Annotated in this window: 13 protein-coding genes; 1 reads left to right on the top strand and 12 read right to left on the bottom strand. The window is 34.0% G+C overall.

Annotation, left to right across the window (positions count from 1 at the left end):
• Window positions 1-249: 249 nt before the first annotated feature.
• The 9 genes from lpdA to truA form a co-directional block, all read right to left on the bottom strand.
• Entirely contained in the window at window positions 250-1638 is a 1389-nt protein-coding gene (gene lpdA / locus BM289_RS05880; RefSeq protein ID WP_091491656.1) for a dihydrolipoyl dehydrogenase, read from the bottom strand.
• A gap of 592 nt (window positions 1639-2230) precedes the next feature.
• Complete coding sequence (locus BM289_RS05875; protein ID WP_091491654.1) at window positions 2231-2815, bottom strand: NUMOD4 domain-containing protein; 585 nt, start codon at window positions 2813-2815, stop codon at window positions 2231-2233.
• A gap of 224 nt (window positions 2816-3039) precedes the next feature.
• Window positions 3040-3804: a LytR/AlgR family response regulator transcription factor gene (locus tag BM289_RS05870; RefSeq protein WP_091491653.1), complete on the bottom strand. Its 765-nt coding sequence runs from the start codon at window positions 3802-3804 to the stop codon at window positions 3040-3042.
• Between the two features lie 113 nt (window positions 3805-3917).
• Window positions 3918-5237 carry a RagB/SusD family nutrient uptake outer membrane protein gene (locus BM289_RS05865; RefSeq protein WP_091491651.1) on the bottom strand — a complete coding sequence of 440 codons (1320 nt, stop codon included), beginning with the start codon at window positions 5235-5237 and terminating at the stop codon, window positions 3918-3920.
• Between the two features lie 11 nt (window positions 5238-5248).
• Window positions 5249-8587, bottom strand: coding sequence for a SusC/RagA family TonB-linked outer membrane protein (locus BM289_RS05860; protein ID WP_091491650.1), 3339 nt, complete (start codon window positions 8585-8587; stop codon window positions 5249-5251).
• Between the two features lie 15 nt (window positions 8588-8602).
• Window positions 8603-11200 (bottom strand): zinc-dependent metalloprotease, encoded by a 2598-nt coding sequence (locus BM289_RS05855; protein WP_091491648.1) that lies wholly within the window; start codon window positions 11198-11200, stop codon window positions 8603-8605.
• An 85-nt stretch (window positions 11201-11285) separates the two neighbouring features.
• Window positions 11286-12863: a histidine kinase gene (locus tag BM289_RS05850; RefSeq protein ID WP_091491647.1), complete on the bottom strand. Its 1578-nt coding sequence runs from the start codon at window positions 12861-12863 to the stop codon at window positions 11286-11288.
• A gap of 16 nt (window positions 12864-12879) precedes the next feature.
• Window positions 12880-14634, bottom strand: a complete 1755-nt coding sequence (locus BM289_RS05845; protein WP_091491645.1) for an ABC transporter ATP-binding protein — start codon at window positions 14632-14634, stop codon at window positions 12880-12882.
• Window positions 14635-14785: 151 nt separating this feature from the next.
• Complete coding sequence (gene truA / locus BM289_RS05840) at window positions 14786-15520, bottom strand: tRNA pseudouridine(38-40) synthase TruA (protein ID WP_091491644.1); 735 nt, start codon at window positions 15518-15520, stop codon at window positions 14786-14788.
• Window positions 15521-16144: 624 nt separating this feature from the next.
• Here truA and BM289_RS05835 point away from each other — a divergent pair.
• Window positions 16145-16639: a metallophosphoesterase family protein gene (locus BM289_RS05835; RefSeq protein WP_091491642.1), complete on the top strand. Its 495-nt coding sequence runs from the start codon at window positions 16145-16147 to the stop codon at window positions 16637-16639.
• A gap of 1 nt (window position 16640) precedes the next feature.
• Here the strand turns inward: BM289_RS05835 and BM289_RS05830 are convergent, their stop codons facing one another.
• The 3 genes from BM289_RS05830 to BM289_RS05820 all read right to left on the bottom strand — a co-directional run bounded on the left by BM289_RS05830 (window position 16641) and on the right by BM289_RS05820 (window position 18767).
• Window positions 16641-17561: a sensor histidine kinase gene (locus BM289_RS05830; RefSeq protein ID WP_244165332.1), complete on the bottom strand. Its 921-nt coding sequence runs from the start codon at window positions 17559-17561 to the stop codon at window positions 16641-16643.
• 11 nt (window positions 17562-17572) lie between these two features.
• Window positions 17573-18232, bottom strand: a complete 660-nt coding sequence (locus BM289_RS05825; protein WP_091491639.1) for a response regulator transcription factor — start codon at window positions 18230-18232, stop codon at window positions 17573-17575.
• Between the two features lie 124 nt (window positions 18233-18356).
• On the bottom strand, window positions 18357-18767 hold the full coding sequence (locus BM289_RS05820) for a DUF4293 domain-containing protein (protein WP_091491637.1): 411 nt from the start codon (window positions 18765-18767) through the stop codon (window positions 18357-18359).
• Between the last annotated feature and the right edge of the window lie 112 nt (window positions 18768-18879).

Genomic DNA, 18879 nt, shown 5'->3' with positions numbered 1-18879 from the left:
TGTTTGGTTATGTTTTCACTATGGATTGTGAAGAATGGTTTGTGAATGGATTTACATATAAAAGACTGTTTTGGATAAAAATCAGATTTTCACTAAAATGAGATACCAATCTTTGTAGAGCTACTTGTGGAGATTTCTCCCTTTGGGCGAAATGACAAAAAAACATGAAAACAAAAAAAATCCGATCTGTTTTCACAAATCGGATTTTATAAATTGAAAAATTATATATAACCGTAAAACGGTATATTTTTATAAGTGAATTACTTCGCCGTAAGCATCAGCTACAGCTTCCATAACAGCCTCGCTCATTGTTGGGTGAGGGTGGATAGATTTAAGGATTTCGTGACCAGTTGTTTCCAGTTTACGAGCTACAACTGCTTCAGCAATCATATCTGTAACACCAGCACCAATCATGTGGCATCCTAACCATTCTCCATATTTAGCATCGAAGATTACTTTTACGAATCCGTCCGCATTTCCAGCAGCTTTTGCTTTTCCAGAAGCTGAGAATGGGAATTTACCAATTTTTAATTCGTAACCTTTTTCTTTTGCTTGTTTTTCTGTTAAACCTACAGAAGCGATTTCTGGAGTTGCATAAGTACAACCCGGAACGTTTCCGTAATCGATTGGGTCTACGTGTAAACCTTTAATTTTTTCTACACAGTTGATTCCTTCAGCAGAAGCTACGTGAGCTAAAGCCTGACCTGGAGTAACGTCTCCAATTGCGTAGTATCCTGGAATATTAGTTGCGTTGTAAGCGTTTACTAAGATTTTATCTCTGTCAACAGCGATTCCAACTTCTTCTAATCCGATGTTTTCAATGTTTGTTTTGATTCCCACTGCAGAAAGTACGATGTCAGCTTCTAAAACTTCTTCTCCTTTTGCTGTTTTAACGAAAGCTTTAACTCCAGCTCCAGTTGTGTCAATACGCTCAACAGAAGAGTTCGTCATTACTTTAATTCCAGATTTTTTCAAAGAACGCTCAAATTGTTTAGAGATATCTTCGTCTTCAACAGGAACAACGTTTGGCATAAATTCTACGATAGTAACATCTGTTCCCATTGAGTTGTAGAAGTGAGCGAACTCAACTCCGATTGCTCCAGAACCAACAATAATCATAGATTTTGGTTGAGTTGGCAATGTCATTGCCTGACGGTATCCAATTACTTTTACACCATCTTGAGGTAAGTTTGGTAACTCACGAGAACGAGCACCAGTTGCGATGATAATGTGATCAGCGCTATATTCTGTAACTTTATTGTCTTTATCAGTAACGTCAAGTTTTTTTCCTGGTTTTAGTTTTCCAAAACCTTCGATAACGTCAATTTTGTTTTTTTTCATCAAGAATTGAACACCTTTGCTCATTCCTTCAGCAACACCACGGCTGCGTTGAATAACAGCAGGGAAATCTTTATCGAATTCAGAAACTTTTAATCCGTAGTCAGAAGCGTGTTTTAAATAATCAAAAACCTGAGCAGATTTTAAAAGTGCTTTTGTTGGGATACATCCCCAGTTTAAACATACACCACCAAGGTTTTCTTTTTCTACTACAGCAGTTTTAAAGCCCAATTGTGAAGCTCTAATTGCTGTTACATATCCGCCAGGACCACTTCCTAAAACAATAACGTCGTATTTCATTTTTTTTGCTTTTAGTATTAACTATCGAAAAATGAAGTCTACAATTCCGAAACTCATCTTTCGATTTATTCTTTTGTTATTTGTGCTTGCGAATTTAAGGATTTATTTTAAATGAACGCCCGAAAATTTGTTTTTAAAGTCAGAGATTTTGACCTTTTCACAGAAACTGAAGTAATTGTGAATTGTAAATTGTGAATTATGAATAGATTTTTGTGATTTAGTGATTAGTTCTTAGTAATTAGTCCTTAGTGGATTGAGAGAAGTGCTTTTGTTTTTTTTTAAAACAAGCCACGGATTATAAAGATTAACGCAGATTGAAAATCCTTTTAATCCAAATAATCTGCGGCTTTTATATTTTATTGAAGAATGAAAGTTTCTTATAAAAAGGGGCTTCGACTCCGCTCAGCCTGACAATTTGTAATCAATATCAATTTTACTAAAACTAAAAAAATAGCCACAGATTATAAAGATTAACACAGATTTTAAAAATCTTTTTAATCCCAATAATCTGTGGCTAGATATAAGTTAAGCGTTATAGGTTAAAGGTCAAGTGTATTTAACTATAAACCAAAAACTATAAACTATAAACATTTTAAACCTTAACGTGTCCCCAGTTTTCTCCGCTGGCAATTCTTCTGATTTGCATTTCGCTTACGCCGAATTGTTTGGCAATCATTTTAAGACGGGTTTTTTGTTCCGGTCTTGCTAATATTTTTTTGATTAACATGACTTTAGTGGTAGTTAATTTTCGTCCGTCTGATTTTAAGTTGTGTTCGATCAGATTCTTTTTGGCTTGAATTACACGTGGACTTTTACGACTGTGTGCCATCATTTCTTGCTTGGTAGCCCAGCGAAGATTTCTCACATCATCATTGCTTCTATTGTAATCTAAATGCAATACGTAAGTTTGATCTTCAGACTCCTTCGGAATAAAATATTGAGCAACTAACTTGTACAAGAAAAGATATTTGTTGACGATTTTATCATCTTTTTTAACCTTAAAACGGAAAGTTGGGTATCCGTCGCTTAAACCGCCTTTTAAGATTCGGCCGTTTTCAATTTCGTCAGTAAAGCTAATTAATCTTCCTCTGTTTGAAATTGCATATTTAAGTTGTAATGAGGCGTTTATTTCTATTTCTTTAAATTGTTCATCTGGATAAAATCGATTGTGTGGCATATTCTTTTACATTTGATTTCTATACTCTCAAAGATAAAGAATAAACGAAAAATTTTCGCTATCTCATTGATTGTGAAATGGCAATTTTATGATTTCTATAACGCTAATTTAACGTTTTAAAGTGTTTTTGACAGTTTTTAGTCGGATTTTAAATCACAATTTATCAAATTAGCAGTTTTCTAATTTTGAAATTAACGTCAATTTATGGCTAAATAATGATTAATTTATTGGTCCAGCCAGTTTTTAAAGTTGTGGATTTCCTTTTTACTGATAAAAATCGGATCATTTTCTACTGAAGGAACAGTCAAAATGAGTTCGACTTTTTGATGAGAATGTTTTACGACTTCTTTGATGCAGTTTCGATGAACAATATATTTTCGGTTTATTTTGAAAAAATGAAATGGATCAAGACTGTTTATAATATCTGTGATTGTGCTGTTATATAAATAACTGTTTCCTGATTTTAAATAAATAAACAAATGTTTTCCTGTTGCAGCAAAATAAGTGATTTCGCTTTCGTTTATAGAAATCAGTTTATAACCATGATTTACTAAGAAATGGCGCTGTATTTTATTGCTTTCGGGATTTTCTATGGCAACAAGAGATTGAAGTGTAGAATCGCTGTTAAAACTGTCTTTTATTTTTTTGAATTTATGAAGTGCTTCTATTAATTCTGATTCTTCAAAAGGTTTTAAAAGATAGTCGATTGTAAAATGCTTGAAAACCGAAATCGCATAAGAGTCGTAAGCGGTAATAAAAATGACAGGGCAGGCGATAATGGTTTTTTCAAAAATCTCAAGACTTTTTCCATCACCAAGATGAATGTCCATAAAAGCTAAATCGACTTTGTTTTCACTAAAGAAAATAACAGCTTCTTTTACCGATTTTAGAACACTGATTTCTGTAATTGGTAAAATATCCTGTTGCTCTAAAATAGATTTTAGATAACTAGAAGCTAGATATTCGTCTTCGACGATTGCAACTTTCATTTTTTAGACATTTGGTTTTCTCTAATTATTTGCAAAGATAATTCAGTAATTAGTTTTTGCAATAAAAAAAGGCCCAGCTTAAAACTGGACCTTCTTAAAAAAACAAATAGGTATTATAGATTGGGATTGTTCAATCTCGCGTTTGCAGGATAAATAATCGTGTAACGCGGATCGTTTTGTATCAATGTATAATCGTCATCATTAAAAGTATGAACGATTTGTTTTTGTGTTGTTCTTCTTAAATCAAACCAACGGTGCCCTTCAACAGCAAATTCACGCTGTCTTTCTGCTAAAATGAAGTTGGCTAAATCTGTTGCATTCATTGCATTGATATTACTTTCGAGTTGTGTGTATCCAGCAGTACTATATCTATTTTTAACAAAGGTTAAAACGGTAGATTTAGCATCATCAACATTGTTCAATTTTAATGATGTTTCCGCTTTTGTTAAATACAATTCAGAAGTCCTAAACGTACATTTTTGGTCATCGTTACCACCTTTTTGAATTCTGAAACGACTTCCGCTTGCTAAGAAGTAAAGAGGAAAACGTAAATCTGCTGTTCTGTCGTAGGCAGCAATTAACTCAGATGAAGCGTATGTAGCTCCTTTTAGTCTGTTAATGTATCCATCTTCTAAAGCTAAAATAGATTCTTTTGAATCGTATTTTGTTGCAAAAACAGAAGTAGCTTTTAAATCAACTAAATTATTGTTTATTGCCAACGCTTTATTTGCAGCATCTAAAGATTTCTGCCATTGCTGTTGATGTAAGTAAACACGGCTTTCTAAGCTATATAATGCAGCTTTTGAAAAACGATAATTTATGCCTTTTGTTTGTGAATTTAAATTGATTAGTTTTTCAGCTTCCTGCGTATCAGCAATAATTTGATTGTAAATTACTTCAACACTTTGAGGAACAAAAACTTGCTCTAAGTCAATTTCTAAAGCCAATGGAACTCCTTTGTCTGAAGCGGCAGTTGCAGGATTGTAAGGTTTTCCGAAAAGGTTAACCAAATCAAAATAAGCCATTGCTCTTAAAGCATAAGCTTCTCCAATTAATTGATTTCTTTCTTCAGAAGCAGCTATTTTTTTTGAGGCTTCGTTGATTACCACATTCGTGTAGAAAATTACATTATATAAATCCTGATATGGGAATTCTCTTGTAATACGATCCGGATTGGCATCTTTCCAGATAAAAATGTCTTTATAAAGATTGATATCCTCGTTAAACTCATCCAGCTTCAATTCATCTGTACGAAGTGTTGTTAATGCTTTGTGTTCCGGATATTTTGAATATCCTGATGTTAATACCGCACGAAATTGTTCTTGTGTTTCAGGAATAACGCGTCCAACAGGAGTAATATCCAGATAGTCATCGCAGCTTGTTACTGCAATTGCAGCAGCAAAAAGTAATATGTATTTTGAGATTTTTTTCATCTTTAATTGTATTAGAAAGTTACATTACATCCAATAGTGAATGATTTAGGAACTGGCTGTGCATAAATGTTTCCGTAAGTTTCAGGATCAAAATATCCTTTAAAGTCAGAACTGATTACAAATAAGTTTCTTGCTTCAACGCTAAGTCTAATGCTTTGAATATTGATATGATCTGTAAATGTTTTAGGGAATGTGTAACCTAAACGCATACTGCTTAATCTCATATAGCTCATTTCGCTAACCCATGTATCTAAATAACTATTCCAGTTTAATGGAGTGTTATTCGCGAACCATTGGTATGCCATCCAAGAATCTCCTGTACCAGAATCTTTACCATTAATAGCGGGTAAATTCGAAGAAGTATTTGTTGGCGACCATGCATTTAAAATATCAATAGAATAATTTTGTCCTCTGTCTACTTGAGTTCCGCTGTAAGGAGGTGTTCTTACAACAGTTTGTTTTAAATTAAATGCTGCTGCAACTGTAAAATCAAAATTACTTACTTTGAAAGTATTTGTAAGACCTCCAGTGAATTTAGGATCTCTATCACCTAAGTACACAAATAAATCTCTGTATTCTGCTGGAGTTAAAGAAGAATCTGTAAGTTCTCCAGGGAAGAAATCAGCATAAGGATCATACAATTTAAAGAAAGTCTGTGCGTTTACTGTTTCGCCTTTTTTGTTTACAAATAATGGGTAACCGTTTTCGTCAATTCCATTTGTTCTTAATCCAAACACAGCGTTTACAGGAAGACCTTCTCTACTTGGAAGAAAATCAGTATCACGTACTGCAATACGATCTACGTTACTTTTGTTATGTGCAAAGTTGATACTTGTGTTCCATTTGAAATTTGGACGATCGATATTTCTTGTAGACAACGTAATTTCAAAACCTTTGTTGGTTACTTGTGCCCAGTTTAGATTGCTATAATCAAAACCATTTTCTAAAGGAAGTGCTCTGAAGCCAATTAAGTCAGAACTTTTTCTTCCGTAAAAATCAGATACAATGCTGATTCGGTTGTTGAATAATCCAAGATCGATACCTAAGTTGGTATTGGTTGTTTTTTCCCAACGTAATTTATCATTTGGTGGACTTTCAACAGAAATTATCTGTTCTGTTTGTCCAGGTAAAATACTTATGTTTTTATAGGTTCCTACTACAAATGGTGAAGTATTTTTGTCAATATTACCTTGTAAACCATAAGAAGCACGGAATCTTAAGTTAGATAGTGTTAAGTTATCTTTTAAGAAATCCTCTTCAGAAACAGTCCATGATGCAGAAGTTGACCAAAGTGGCAGGTATTTGTATTTTGGATCTACACCAAATAAATCTGAACCATCATATCTTACACTTCCAAATACGCTGTATTTTCTATCGTAAGTATAAGAAGCTGTAGCAAAAAATGAAGCAAAAGCATTTTCATTTTCTTGTTTCTGATATTGTCTGTATATCGCATCACTAGCATAAGTGACATTTGGGAACATAATTGGCTTAGTAGTCAAAGTGTTTTTGTCAAATCCAAAACCTTTTGTAGAAACAGTAGTTGTGTAATTTCTTCTTAACTCATTACCAACCATCGCTTCAACTTCGTGTTTTTCTCCAAAAGTTTTAGAGTAATTCACCATTGTTTTTAGATTGTACTGGAAAAAGTCAGTATTTGAGTTTTGAATAATACCTCCTTCTGGTAAGAAATAGTTGTAGGCCCCGTTTGTGAAGTAACGAGATCTTTCTTTTTCTTTTCTAGTATAATAAGTGTCTATATCGGCAAATTTTTCGCTAGATGTATTGTCCAATTGTAAACCTAACTGAGAAGTTACTTTTAAATCTCTAGTAATTTTGTATTCAGCATCCAATAAAGCTTTTATAGCTCTTGTTTTTAAATCGTAAGAGGTGTTTGCTCTTTCCTCTAAAATGTTGAAAGGCACATAACGATCTGAGTAACCAGCAATATCTTGATCATATTTGTAACTTCCATCTGCATTGTATGGAGTCAAATATGGATTTACATTTCGTGAGTAATTCCCTGGATTGGTATAAACATCAGTATCTGATAAGTACGATGAAGTTTTGTTTTCAGAACCAAAGATTCCAACTCCAACTTTGAATTTATCTGTGATTTCAAAATTGTTTTTCAACGTTAAATTGTAACGTTTGAAACCAGTTCCAATAGTTGTTCCTTTTTCATCATAGTATCCTAAAGAGAAATAGTAATCTGATTTTTCTCCACCACCAGATAAACTTAAACCGTGCTGCGTATTGATTGCAGTTTGGTAGATTAAGTTACCCCAGTTTGTATTGTTGTTTCTTAAAGCATTAATTGACTGTTGTGTTGCTGGGCTTAAAGCAGAGAATCCACCAGTTCTAAATGTACCTAATTCATTTGATCCGTTAAGGATACGAGAAATTTCTCCAACATCGTCTCTATACGTTAAATCAGAACGGCTTGCCATATCAAGTTCTAAATCAACTTTTTGACTTGCATTCATTAAGTTTAATTTAGCGAAATCTGGTCTTTGCGTAATAAAAGTGTTCGTATTTAAGGTTACTACCATTTTACCACTTTTACCTTTTTTAGTTGTAACCACAATTACACCATTTGCAGCACGAGCACCGTAAATAGCAGTTGCAGCGGCATCTTTAAGAATCGTGATATCTTTTATATCGTCTGGGTTTAAACCTGCGATAGAAAAGTTGTTCAATTGGTCGATATTGTCTTTGTCGTAGTTTTTAGGAACGTCATTTCCTTCCAAAGGTAATCCGTCCAAAACCCAGAGAGGATCTTGAGAACCAGAAAGAGAAGCTGTACCTCTAATTCTAATTTTTGCTGGTGCTCCTGGTGCTCCAGTTGGTGTACTTACAGCAACTCCCGCAATCTGACCTACTAAAAGTTGGTCGATACTAGAAACCCCAGTCTGCTGAATGGCAGCCATGTCTATTTTAGTAATTGCTCCAGTAACTTTTCTTTTCTCAATTTTCTGGTAACCTGTAACTACAACTTCTTGAAGTTTTGCTGTTTCAGATGTTAAGTTAACGGTGTAATTTTTTTGACCGTCTAATTCCAAAGTATACGATTTGTATCCCATGAAAGTTACTCTTAAAGAAGTAACATTTTTTGCCACTTTCAAAGTGAATTTACCATCGAAATCCGAAGTAGTTCCGATTGCTTCACTATGAATAATACCTGCCATAGCAGTTTTGTTCGAAATAGAATTGTTCTCAACGAAGATTGAGGCACCAGGAATTGGTCCAAAATCTGTCGCGTCTTGAATGATTCCCGTAATAGTTCGGGTTTCCTGCGAGTATCCTGCAATGGTGAGGAATAGCAGTAAGGCTTGTAAAATTTTTGTCATGTTTTGGGTTGTGTATTAAAAGGTTGTATTATTTAGGGCTTTATCGATTCGTTGTATCAAATCGCGGTAATGATTTTGGGTAGATATATCTCCTGTACTTTTTTTAGTTTTTAATAATTGAAGGATTTTATTTAGTTCTCCTTTTTTATCAGAAGTTACTTCTGTAACTCTTTTTAAAGAAGACTGATTAATATTTCTTGCCATATGAGCATCGTCTAAATAACCGCATAAATGAGGCATGTTTAAAGTCTGCTGAATATCCAGTAATTTTTTAGCATCTGTTTTTTCGAATAATTTGTTTGTCGAAACGATTAAAACATCTACGTAATTCTTTTGTGTCATTCTCTCCAAAATGCTCAAAGATTTATTCTGAATTGTTCCTGCGAAAACACTTTGATGCATTTTTTTAAACAAGTCATTTACGGTAAAAACAGGATCTTTGGTTTTATTACGCTGATACAATTCGTTTTCAGTCATTCGAAGCAAACGATCGTCGCTGAATAAATCATACATAACGCCGTATTGTAATTCTCTTGAAAGTGTGTACGGAGTATATTCGTAAGGGCCAAGAGGTGAATCTTTCAACGGATTGGTTTTGTCTAAAATGTCATTAAAAAACAACCATTGCGGAATCGTTATTACATTTTTAGCTAAATAATCTGTTGCTCTTTTTTGCATTGCAGCTGGAACAGGAACATAACTTTGTTTGTTGTCGCCATGAACCGTTTCGTTCAAATAAACACCACCAATATTATTCAGCACATGACGATTGTACATTTGCCATTGTCCGATTGTTCCAATGTATAATTTTCCAGTTTCATAATACGACTGATCTTTATCGTAGGTCCAGCTTAAGATATTATCGACAACACGTTTTAAGTTTTTCAAACCATATTCGCTTGCTTTAACTGCGTCGTTTCCTAAATCTTCAGACTGCGAACGCGGATCGATTATGTTTTCCTGTTGTTCTCCGTAGAAGTAAATCGGATCGTTTTGGTGTTTGGTGATTAATGTGTTTAGTTTTAAAGTTTCATTTTCATTTGGACCATACCATCTGTAACCCCATTCGATAGCATATTTATCGTATTCTCCAATTTTGGGAGTAATTACAGTAACATTATCTTCAGGTTGTGCTACATAATTATAACGAGCATAATCCATGATAGAAGGAGCAGTACCACCCATTTTTGCTGTGAATTCTTTAGATCTTAAAGATTCAACATCATAAGCAAAAGAAGAACCCATATTGTGTTTTAAACCAAAAGTATGTCCGACTTCGTGAGAAGAAACAAAACGGATTGCTTCTCCCATATGTTCATCGCTGAATGTATTGCCACGTGCTTTTGGATCAATCGGTCCGGTCTGAATACGCATCCAGCTTTGAAGCGAAGTCATTACATTATGCCACCAGATAATATCGGCTTCGATAATTTCACCGCTTCTTGGATCCACCACAGATGGTCCCATTGCATTTGATTTTGGAGAAGCCGCATACGTAATTACAGAATAACGAACATCATCAATATCAAAATCTAAATCTTGCTCAGTAGGTTCTTTTGCGATAACAGCATTTTTAAATCCTGCTTTTTCAAAAGCTGCCTGCCAATCGTGAACTCCATCAATAATATATTTTCTCCATTGTTTTGGAGTCGACGGATCGATGTAATAAACGATTGGTTTTTTCGGCTCTACTAATTCACCCTTTAAATAACGCTCTTCGTCTTCCTTTTTTGGTTCAAGACGCCAGCGTGTTATTAATTCTTTTTCAAGCATTGCCTGTTGCGCGTCGGCAAAATACCAGTGTTTTTCAGTAAAAAATCCAATTCTTTTATCAGAAAAACGGGGTTTCATTGGCGTTTTATCCAACAAAACAATATTACTTGTCACGCCAAGAGTCACAGACAATGCCGGACCGCCTTCGCTTACAGAAGTGGTCAGTTGAGATTTGACAACAATATTTTTAGGAAAAGACTTTAAACCCTCAATATAAGAAAGGTCAGATTTTACAGAACCGCCAAAACCAATGTTGCTCAAAACATCGTTGAAGCTTTTCTGTTTTCCATCAAAAACCTTATTTACTTTTATTACAACAGCAGTCGAATCATTGTTTTTCGTTTCAATATCAAAAACTTCGATAATAGATTCGGCAAAATTGTTCTGAACCGATTGGGTAATCGCATCTTCTTTTGGTGAAGAAACTTTAGGAACATATGATTTTACCCAGACTTTCTTTGCGATTGTATCTTTATAAAAACTGATAATCTTGTTTTCATAATTCATTCCTTTATTTAAACCTGCTTCGTTTACCTGAAAAGGAACCTGAGATAATTTGTTTACAACCAAAAACTCTCTTTGGAATAAGCTGTCCTGAATTTCGAAATAAACATCTGTTTTTACTTGAATAACATTGAACAGTCCTTTTTTAACGGTTCCTTTTTTAACAAGGTCGCTGTATTTTTTACCTTTTTTAGAATCGGTAGAATCTTTTTTGATTTCAGTAGTTTCGCCTTTTTTGTCTTTCTTCTTTTTTTGAGATTGAACAGTAAGCGGAGCTAACAATAATAGGAGTATGCAAATTGTTATCAAATTATGCAGGAATGCCTTTTCCTTCATCAGATGTTAAGTTTAGGTTAATTTTTAGCCGAAACTATTTTATTTTGGTTCAGCAAAAAAAAAAAAGGGAGTGAATGGATTTTTTTTAGGAGTGAGTGGATAGTAAAGGGAGTGTACAAACAAAATAGCCATCTTTTTCTGATGTCTCAAATTCGTTTTTTGAATAATAATTGTAAATGCTTTGGAGATAATTTAATCCAAATTTGGTGCTCGGTTCAGCATTCAGTTTCTTCTGAAGATTGTTGCTGATGATGACCTGATCAGTTTTAATCAGGATTTTTGTAGTAAGCGGACTTTCCTGGGTAGCGGTGTTGTGCTTAATAGCATTTTCAACCACAACCTGAAAAGCAAGATAGGGGATATGTTTCTCTAACGCAATATTGTCTTCGATTTCTATCGAAAAGAATAATTCGTCTTTAAAACGGGTTTGCTGTAAAAAGATATATTTTTCAATAAATAATAATTCATCCTTTACCGGAACGATATTCTTTTCTGGCGGATCAATTAAGTAACGATAAATACGGGATAAGTTCAGTGTAAATTTCTGCGCTGTTTTAATATCGCTTCCAATCAACATATAAAGTGAATTGAGCGAATTGAACAGGAAATGCGGATTAATCTGTTCTTTTAATTGTTGCAGCTGAATTAAGGCTTTTTCTTTTATGATTTTTTCATTCTCTACCAGAAGTTTGTTTTTCTCTTTAATCACAATTCCTTTTTCTCTGTAAGCACGTCTGTTGGCATAAGAGAAAAGATAAAAAATCAAAAGGAGCATAACTGTGGTAATCGAATAAATCCAAGTTGAATATTTTTTTACTAAAGCTACATTTTCATCCGAAACCATTTTTGGCGCACTAACACAAACAAACCAGTTTGAGTTTTTGATGTCCAGTTTTTTTGTAAAACGAATGACCTCTAATTGCAAAAATTCAGATAGGGCTGTCTTCTTAGAAAAATCCTGTTTTTTACTGTAAATAGTATCCGACGGACTGAAAGACGAAATCTTAAAAATATTCTTTCCCAAAAAAGCAATTTCAGGATGATAAATGCAGGTTCCGTTTTTATCAAAAACAAAAGCGTAGTTAGTAGCCGTTTTGGTTTTGTCTATTTTAGAAATATAACTATGAAGTAATCTTAAATTAATATCATAACCATATTTTACAGTGGTTTTGTTGTCTGAAATTAATTTGAAATAAATACGCCAAACCCATTCGCCACCCTGCGAAAGAATTACACTGAGATGTTCCGCATTTTTGTTTTGAAGAATAAATGTTTTTACATCATTCCTAATTTCGTCCGAAATAGCATTGTTTCCATAATGAATAGGATTACTATTAATCTGAAACCAATTATTGACCACCAGTTTATTATTCGCCTGAAGCGAAGACAAAAGCTGTAAATTATTGTCAAGGTTGGCAGAACTGCTTATTTTTAAAACATGCTCAATTCTTTTTTCCTGCTCCCAGAACTTGGTAAGCTCCTCAGACATGAATTCCTGTTTTTTAAGGAAGTTACGCATCGCTATATCATCATTCGATTTTTCGGTCAAATCCGTAATCAGATTACTTAGTATGTAAACCGATGTAACCGTAACCAGAATCGAGACAATAACGTAAATTGCGAAAGCACGTCTTGAAGTGCTATTTTTTAATCTAAATTTCAACGAATACCATTATGACTTAGTTCGCCACAGCGAATTGCGAGTCATATAAATTTTTATAGTAACCATCAGTTTTAGTTAACAATTCCTGATGCGTTCCCTGTTCAACAATCAATCCCTTATCCATCACCACAATTTTATCTGCATTTACAATTGTTGCTAATCTATGCGCAATAATAATAGAAGTTCTTCCTTTTGTAATCGTTTCTGTCGCACGCTGAATCATTTCTTCTGAATATGTATCAATAGAAGAAGTAGCCTCATCCAGAATCAAAATACTCGGATTACTAACATACGAACGTAAAAATGCAATCAGTTGGCGTTGTCCAGATGATAACATAACACCACGCTCTTTTACATCAAAATCATAATTATTCGGCAGGTTCATAATAAAATCATGAACACCAATTTTCTTTGCCGCATCAATTACCATTTCTCTTGTAATTTCAGGATTGTGCAAAGTAATATTATTGTAAATCGTATCAGCAAACAAAAACACATCTTGTAAAACCACAGCGATTTGTTTTCTCAAAGAAGCCAAAGTATAGTTTTCTATATTCTCGCCGTCAATACAAATCGTTCCGCTGTTGATTTCGTAAAAACGATTTAATAAATTAATAATCGTAGATTTTCCAGCACCTGTAGAACCTACAATTGCAACAGTCTGCCCAGCCGAAACCGATAAATCAATTCCTTTGATAACTTCTTCTTCTGGAATGTAACTAAAACGAACTTGCTTAAATTCGATGCTTCCATTAAAAACGGGCGCTTCAATTTTACCCGTATCCTGAATATGATCCTGCGTATCAATAATATCAAAAACACGATTGGCAGCAATCATTCCCAACTGCATCTCATTGAATTTATCGGCAATTTGTCTCAAAGGATTAAATAACATTCCAATGAACATCGTATACGAAAATAAATCTCCAAAAGTGGTAAAATGGTCTCCGTTCAAAATTCTGAAACCACCATAAACGACAACCAATCCTAAAGTAATAGACGAAATAATATCGGCAATTGGAAAGAAAATCGAGTTATACAAAATCGTCTTAATCCAGGCCACTCTGTGTTTGTTGTTGATTTCTTTAAAGTTTTCGGCTTCGATTTTTTCACGGTTAAAAAGCTGAACGATTTTCATTCCAGTCACACGTTCCTGCACAAAAGAGTTCATGTTCGCAATTTGAGTACGAACTTCCTCAAAAGCTACCTGCATTTTACGCTGGAAAATTCTCGTAACGTAAACCAAAATTGGCATCGCAACAACCACGATCCAAGTCAGCTTCCAGTTCATATAAAACATAAAAATCAATACCACCACCATTTTCATCAAATCGCTTATAATCATAAACAATCCCTGACTGAAAATACGGGCAATCGATTCAATATCCGAAACGGCACGCGTAACCAACTGCCCAACCGGAACCAAATCGAAATATTTCATTCTAAAACTCAAAATGTGTTTAAAAAGTTTTGTCCTGATATCTTTTACAATATCCTGCCCGAGCCAGTTGGCCCAGTACACAAAATAAAATTGAGAGAAAACCTCCATCAACAAAACCACGCCCATTAAAATAATGTACATTAATAATCCCATTTTGTCGTGGGTTTTAATGTAACCATCAACCGTTTCTTTTAATAAATAAGGACGAAGTGCGGCAAAAATAGAAAGCGAAACGGCAAAAATAATTACGCCGTAGTAACGCCATTTATAAGGCCTTGTATATTTTAAAATTCGTTTAAATAATCCTGTGTCGAATGCTTTTGCTTTCATTTATTTTTAGGAGCTGTTTCCTGCTTTCCGTTACAAGTTTTTCTCAAAAATAGGTTTTTGTATTATTTTTATAAAGCTTCCGTTGGTCGCTCCATAAAAATTACAAAAACGATATTTTTTTCAAAAAAGCTTTTCACTTCAATCAGGGCTATTAAATGTAATCGTAATCAATTTTGGTTAAATATAAACCATGTGCCGGAACCGAAAATCCCGCTTTTTCTCTGTTTTTACTGGCAATGATATTTTCAAAATCTTCCAGCGTAATTTTGTGTAACCCTATATTAATTAAAGTTCCCACAATGGCGCGAACCATATTCCTCAAAAACCGATTTGCCGAAATGGTAAAAATCAGTTTTCCTTCTTCCTGTTTCCAAAATGCCTCAAAAATCGTGCAGTCAAATGTATTGACATCCGTATTCGTTTTAGAAAAACACTGAAAATCGGTATGTTTCAATAACAATTGAGCTGCTTCGTTCATTAAACTCACATCCAATTTTTGGCTCACATACCAGCTCAGTTCCTGCAAAAACGGGTTCTTAATGGTATTGATATGATATTCATACGTTCGTTTTGTGGCATCAAATCGGCAATGCGCATTGTCATGAAGCAGGATAATGTCAAAAATGGCAATATCTTTTGGCAAAAAAGAGTTCAGTTTATGAACCAAAACTGGAACATCCAAAGTTTTTTCAGTATCAAAATGCCCAAACATTTCAGTTGCATGTACACCAGTATCCGTTCTTCCTGCCCCCATAATGCTGATAGGTTCATTTAGTAAAACCGAAAAAGCTTTATTTAAAGTTTCCTGAACAGAGGATGCGTTGGGCTGTATCTGCCAGCCATGATAATGTGTTCCGTTATAAGCAAATTGAATAAAATATCTCACTTTAGAGGTTCAAAGGTTCAGAGTTGCAAAGGTACGAAAAAAAGTTTCTTTCTTTTTAGGAACAAAGGTTCAGAGAAACAAAGAGACAAAGGTTTCCATCACGCATATCTGTAGAGACGCACCGCAGTGCGTCTAACGTTAGATGGGAAATAATTAATTTAAAAACCAAATGAAGACGCACTGCAATACGTCTAACGCCAATCGAAAAATGATTAATTTTAAAACACACACGAAAGACGCACTGCGGTGCGTCTCTACAGAAAAAACTTAGAACCTTAGCATCTCAGAGCAAAGAGACAAAGGGACAAAGAGACAAAGGGACAAAGAGACAAGGGTTTTCTCATCATGTATATCTGTAGAGACGCACCGCAGTGCGTCTTGCGTAAGATTGGAGTGTTTTAGAAAAACGAAGATTTCAAGATTTTTTCATCATACATATCTGTAGAGACACCACCGTGCGTCTAAAGCTATATAAAAATTATTAATTTTAAAACAATATGAAAGACGCACTGAGGTGCGTCTCTAAAAAGAAACCTTTGTCACTTTGTATCTCTGAACCTTTGCATCTAAATAAAAAACCTTTGTAACTTTGTTTCTCTGAATCTTTGTAACTTTTTGTAAAAAATGAAAAAAATCCTCCTGCTCTCAGATACTCACAGTCACATAGACGATACAATTTTAAAATACGTAAATCAGGCTGATGAAGTCTGGCATGCGGGTGATATTGGAGATTTGATTGTAACGGATACGATTAAAAAGCTAAAACCATTAAGAGCAGTTTACGGCAACATTGACGATGCGAAAGCAAGAATGGAATTTCCGTTAAATAATCGTTTTTCTTGTGAGAATGTTTCGGTCTGGATTACACATATTGGAGGTTATCCAGGAAAATACAATCCGAATGTTAAGGAGGAAATGGCTCAGAATCCGCCAAAGATTTTTATCTGTGGACATTCACATATTTTGAAAGTGATGTTTGATAAAAAGAACAATCTTTTGCATATGAATCCAGGTGCTGCAGGAAAAAGTGGTTTTCATAAAGTAAGAACCATGCTTCGTTTCGTAATTGACAATGATAAAATTAAAGATTTGGAAATTATCGAAATCGGAGAAAAATAGTTTAATGAGGCAGCGGAATTTGAATAGTAATTTTGGTTCCTTTATTCGCTTTTGAGGTAATAGTCAGGCGGCCTTTGTATTTCTTGATGCGCGCTCTGATTCGGTTTAAACCAAAACCTTCCGCATCTTTTAATTTTTGAGTTTTAAAACCAATTCCGTCATCGTGAATTGTCAAAACAAATTCATTGTTGTTTTCGGCTAAGTAAATAGTGGCTTTTTGAGCTTGACTATGTTTAATAATATTATTGAACAATTCGCTGACAATAAAATAAATCTTCATTTCAAATTTCTCGACATATCTTTTACTGATCGGAATAGAGCTAGAAAATTCAAAATGGATAGCAGAATTAGAATGTTTTTCGCATAAATCTTCTAATGCATAGATTAATCCAAAACGAACTAAAAGCGAAGGTACGAGATCGTGTGACATATCTCTTAAAAGCTCGTGAGCCTCAGATAAAATGGTTTTAGCCTTTTGTATTTCATCAGATTTTATATCATGCTGCGCCGTAAAAGTATTCAAATGTAAACCTGCCGATGACAAAAGCGAATTGATATTGTCATGAAGAAAAGAAGCTATTTTTTTGCGTTCGATTTCCTGTGTGTCAATACCGGAATTAATAATGTTAAGAAGGATTTTCTGCTTCGTATCTTTTCGTTTTATTTTTTGTTTTAATTTGTTGTTTTGATATAGGAAATAAAACAAAAGAAAAATAATAATGATAAGCAGAATCGATAAACTGACAATCTTTTTGTTTCTTAATTGTTCCGATTTTTTGATTTGATCAGGAGTTGTTTTGCTTTTGATTTGGGTTTCGGAAGTTGCAAGACTAATGTTTGTTTTTATTGTGTTTAGAGGCAGAAAAGTTCCCTTAACAGCGATACAGAAAAACAATGATATAAGAAAATGGAACCCCATCATAAAGTTTGTTTCTACGGATTAATCAAATTGTTTTTTAGGGCATATTTTACCAAACCGATTGTACTTTTTATATTCAGTTTCTTCATCAGGTTTTTGCGATGCGTTTCTACTGTATGAGAGCTGATAAAAAGCTTTTCGCTTATTTCTTTGCCACTGTATTCTAAAGCGATAAGTATAATGATTTCAATTTCACGCGGACTTAAAATAGGGTTTTCAATAACCGCATTTTGATTCAGTTTCGGATTATCTTTAAAAGTATTGAAAATCTTTTCTCTAATCGCATCACTAAAATATTCCTGTCCTTGATAAACAGCTTCAACAGCTTCAATGATATTCTCGCCAGCACAGTTTTTAGTCAGATATCCTTTTGCGCCTAGTTTCATCACTTCTTTTATGATTTTCAAATCATCATAACTTGATAAAATAATGACTTTGCAGGGAGATTGTTTTTCTTTGAATTCTTTAAGGGTTTCAATGCCGTCTTTTTTAGGCATGCTGATATCCAGAATCAAAACATCGGCTTCGTCAGATAGCACATCATCATAAACGGTCGTGCCGTCAAGCGAGCTTCCAACTACATCAAAGTTAGAAACTGTTCTTAATAGGTTGGAGAGACCATCAATTAAAACCTGATGATCATCTGCAAGATGAATTTTTATTGAAGAATCCATTTTTAAAAACTGATTGAACGGTAAAAATAATGAAAATTATCTTACAGTTATTTCGTTTTAGACCAAAAAAAACCCGAATGTAAAATTCGGGTTCTTCTTCGCGCAATAAACTAAGTTTATAGGTTTATCTCAAACGATCTACAGATTTTACAAGATCTTCGTCCTTTTTGATGGCCTTATTAGCTAAAACTAATAACACGATAGCAACAATAGGAAGAAACATCCCAATACCTTTCTCAGAAACTTCCGCTTCTCCAGATAAATTTAGTGATCGGTAAACAAATAATCCTAATAAAATTAAATTTAATATGATGTTTAGTCTGTTTAACACAAACTGATTTTGTCTCTTTTTAAATGAAATTATACTGATTACAGTAAGCATTGTTGTCAAGCCTAATAAAATAGTATAAAATTGATCCTGCATAAAATAAAACGGCTTTCCTGCACTTGTTGTCCAAAGCGGCAAGAAAAGCATTAAAACGCCTGTCGCAACAAAAGCCAGAAATAAATATACAGTTTGAATTCTTTGTATCATAATCTAAAAATGTTTTACAAAAATATATTTTCTTTTTTTAAAATACTATTGTATGATAAAATTTTATTCGTATTATTGCATCATAATACCGTAAGCACTTCATACTGCGGTC

Source organism: Flavobacterium phragmitis (assembly GCF_900112575.1).
GTDB lineage: Bacteria > Bacteroidota > Bacteroidia > Flavobacteriales > Flavobacteriaceae > Flavobacterium > Flavobacterium phragmitis.
Note: the sequence above shows the minus strand (reverse complement) of the source record. Positions and strands in the feature narration are given on the sequence as shown.

What these genes read in the sequence shown, in the direction of transcription:
- lpdA (WP_091491656.1), bottom strand. Translation starts at nt 1,638, where the DNA reads ATGAAATACGACGTTATTGTTTTAGGAAGTGGTCCTGGCGGATATGTA.
- BM289_RS05875 (WP_091491654.1), bottom strand. Translation starts at nt 2,815, where the DNA reads ATGCCACACAATCGATTTTATCCAGATGAACAATTTAAAGAAATAGAA.
- BM289_RS05870 (WP_091491653.1), bottom strand. Translation starts at nt 3,804, where the DNA reads ATGAAAGTTGCAATCGTCGAAGACGAATATCTAGCTTCTAGTTATCTA.
- BM289_RS05865 (WP_091491651.1), bottom strand. Translation starts at nt 5,237, where the DNA reads ATGAAAAAAATCTCAAAATACATATTACTTTTTGCTGCTGCAATTGCA.
- BM289_RS05860 (WP_091491650.1), bottom strand. Translation starts at nt 8,587, where the DNA reads ATGACAAAAATTTTACAAGCCTTACTGCTATTCCTCACCATTGCAGGA.
- BM289_RS05855 (WP_091491648.1), bottom strand. Translation starts at nt 11,200, where the DNA reads ATGAAGGAAAAGGCATTCCTGCATAATTTGATAACAATTTGCATACTC.
- BM289_RS05845 (WP_091491645.1), bottom strand. Translation starts at nt 14,634, where the DNA reads ATGAAAGCAAAAGCATTCGACACAGGATTATTTAAACGAATTTTAAAA.
- BM289_RS05835 (WP_091491642.1), top strand. Translation starts at nt 16,145, where the DNA reads ATGAAAAAAATCCTCCTGCTCTCAGATACTCACAGTCACATAGACGAT.
- BM289_RS05830 (WP_244165332.1), bottom strand. Translation starts at nt 17,561, where the DNA reads ATGATGGGGTTCCATTTTCTTATATCATTGTTTTTCTGTATCGCTGTT.
- BM289_RS05825 (WP_091491639.1), bottom strand. Translation starts at nt 18,232, where the DNA reads ATGGATTCTTCAATAAAAATTCATCTTGCAGATGATCATCAGGTTTTA.
- BM289_RS05820 (WP_091491637.1), bottom strand. Translation starts at nt 18,767, where the DNA reads ATGATACAAAGAATTCAAACTGTATATTTATTTCTGGCTTTTGTTGCG.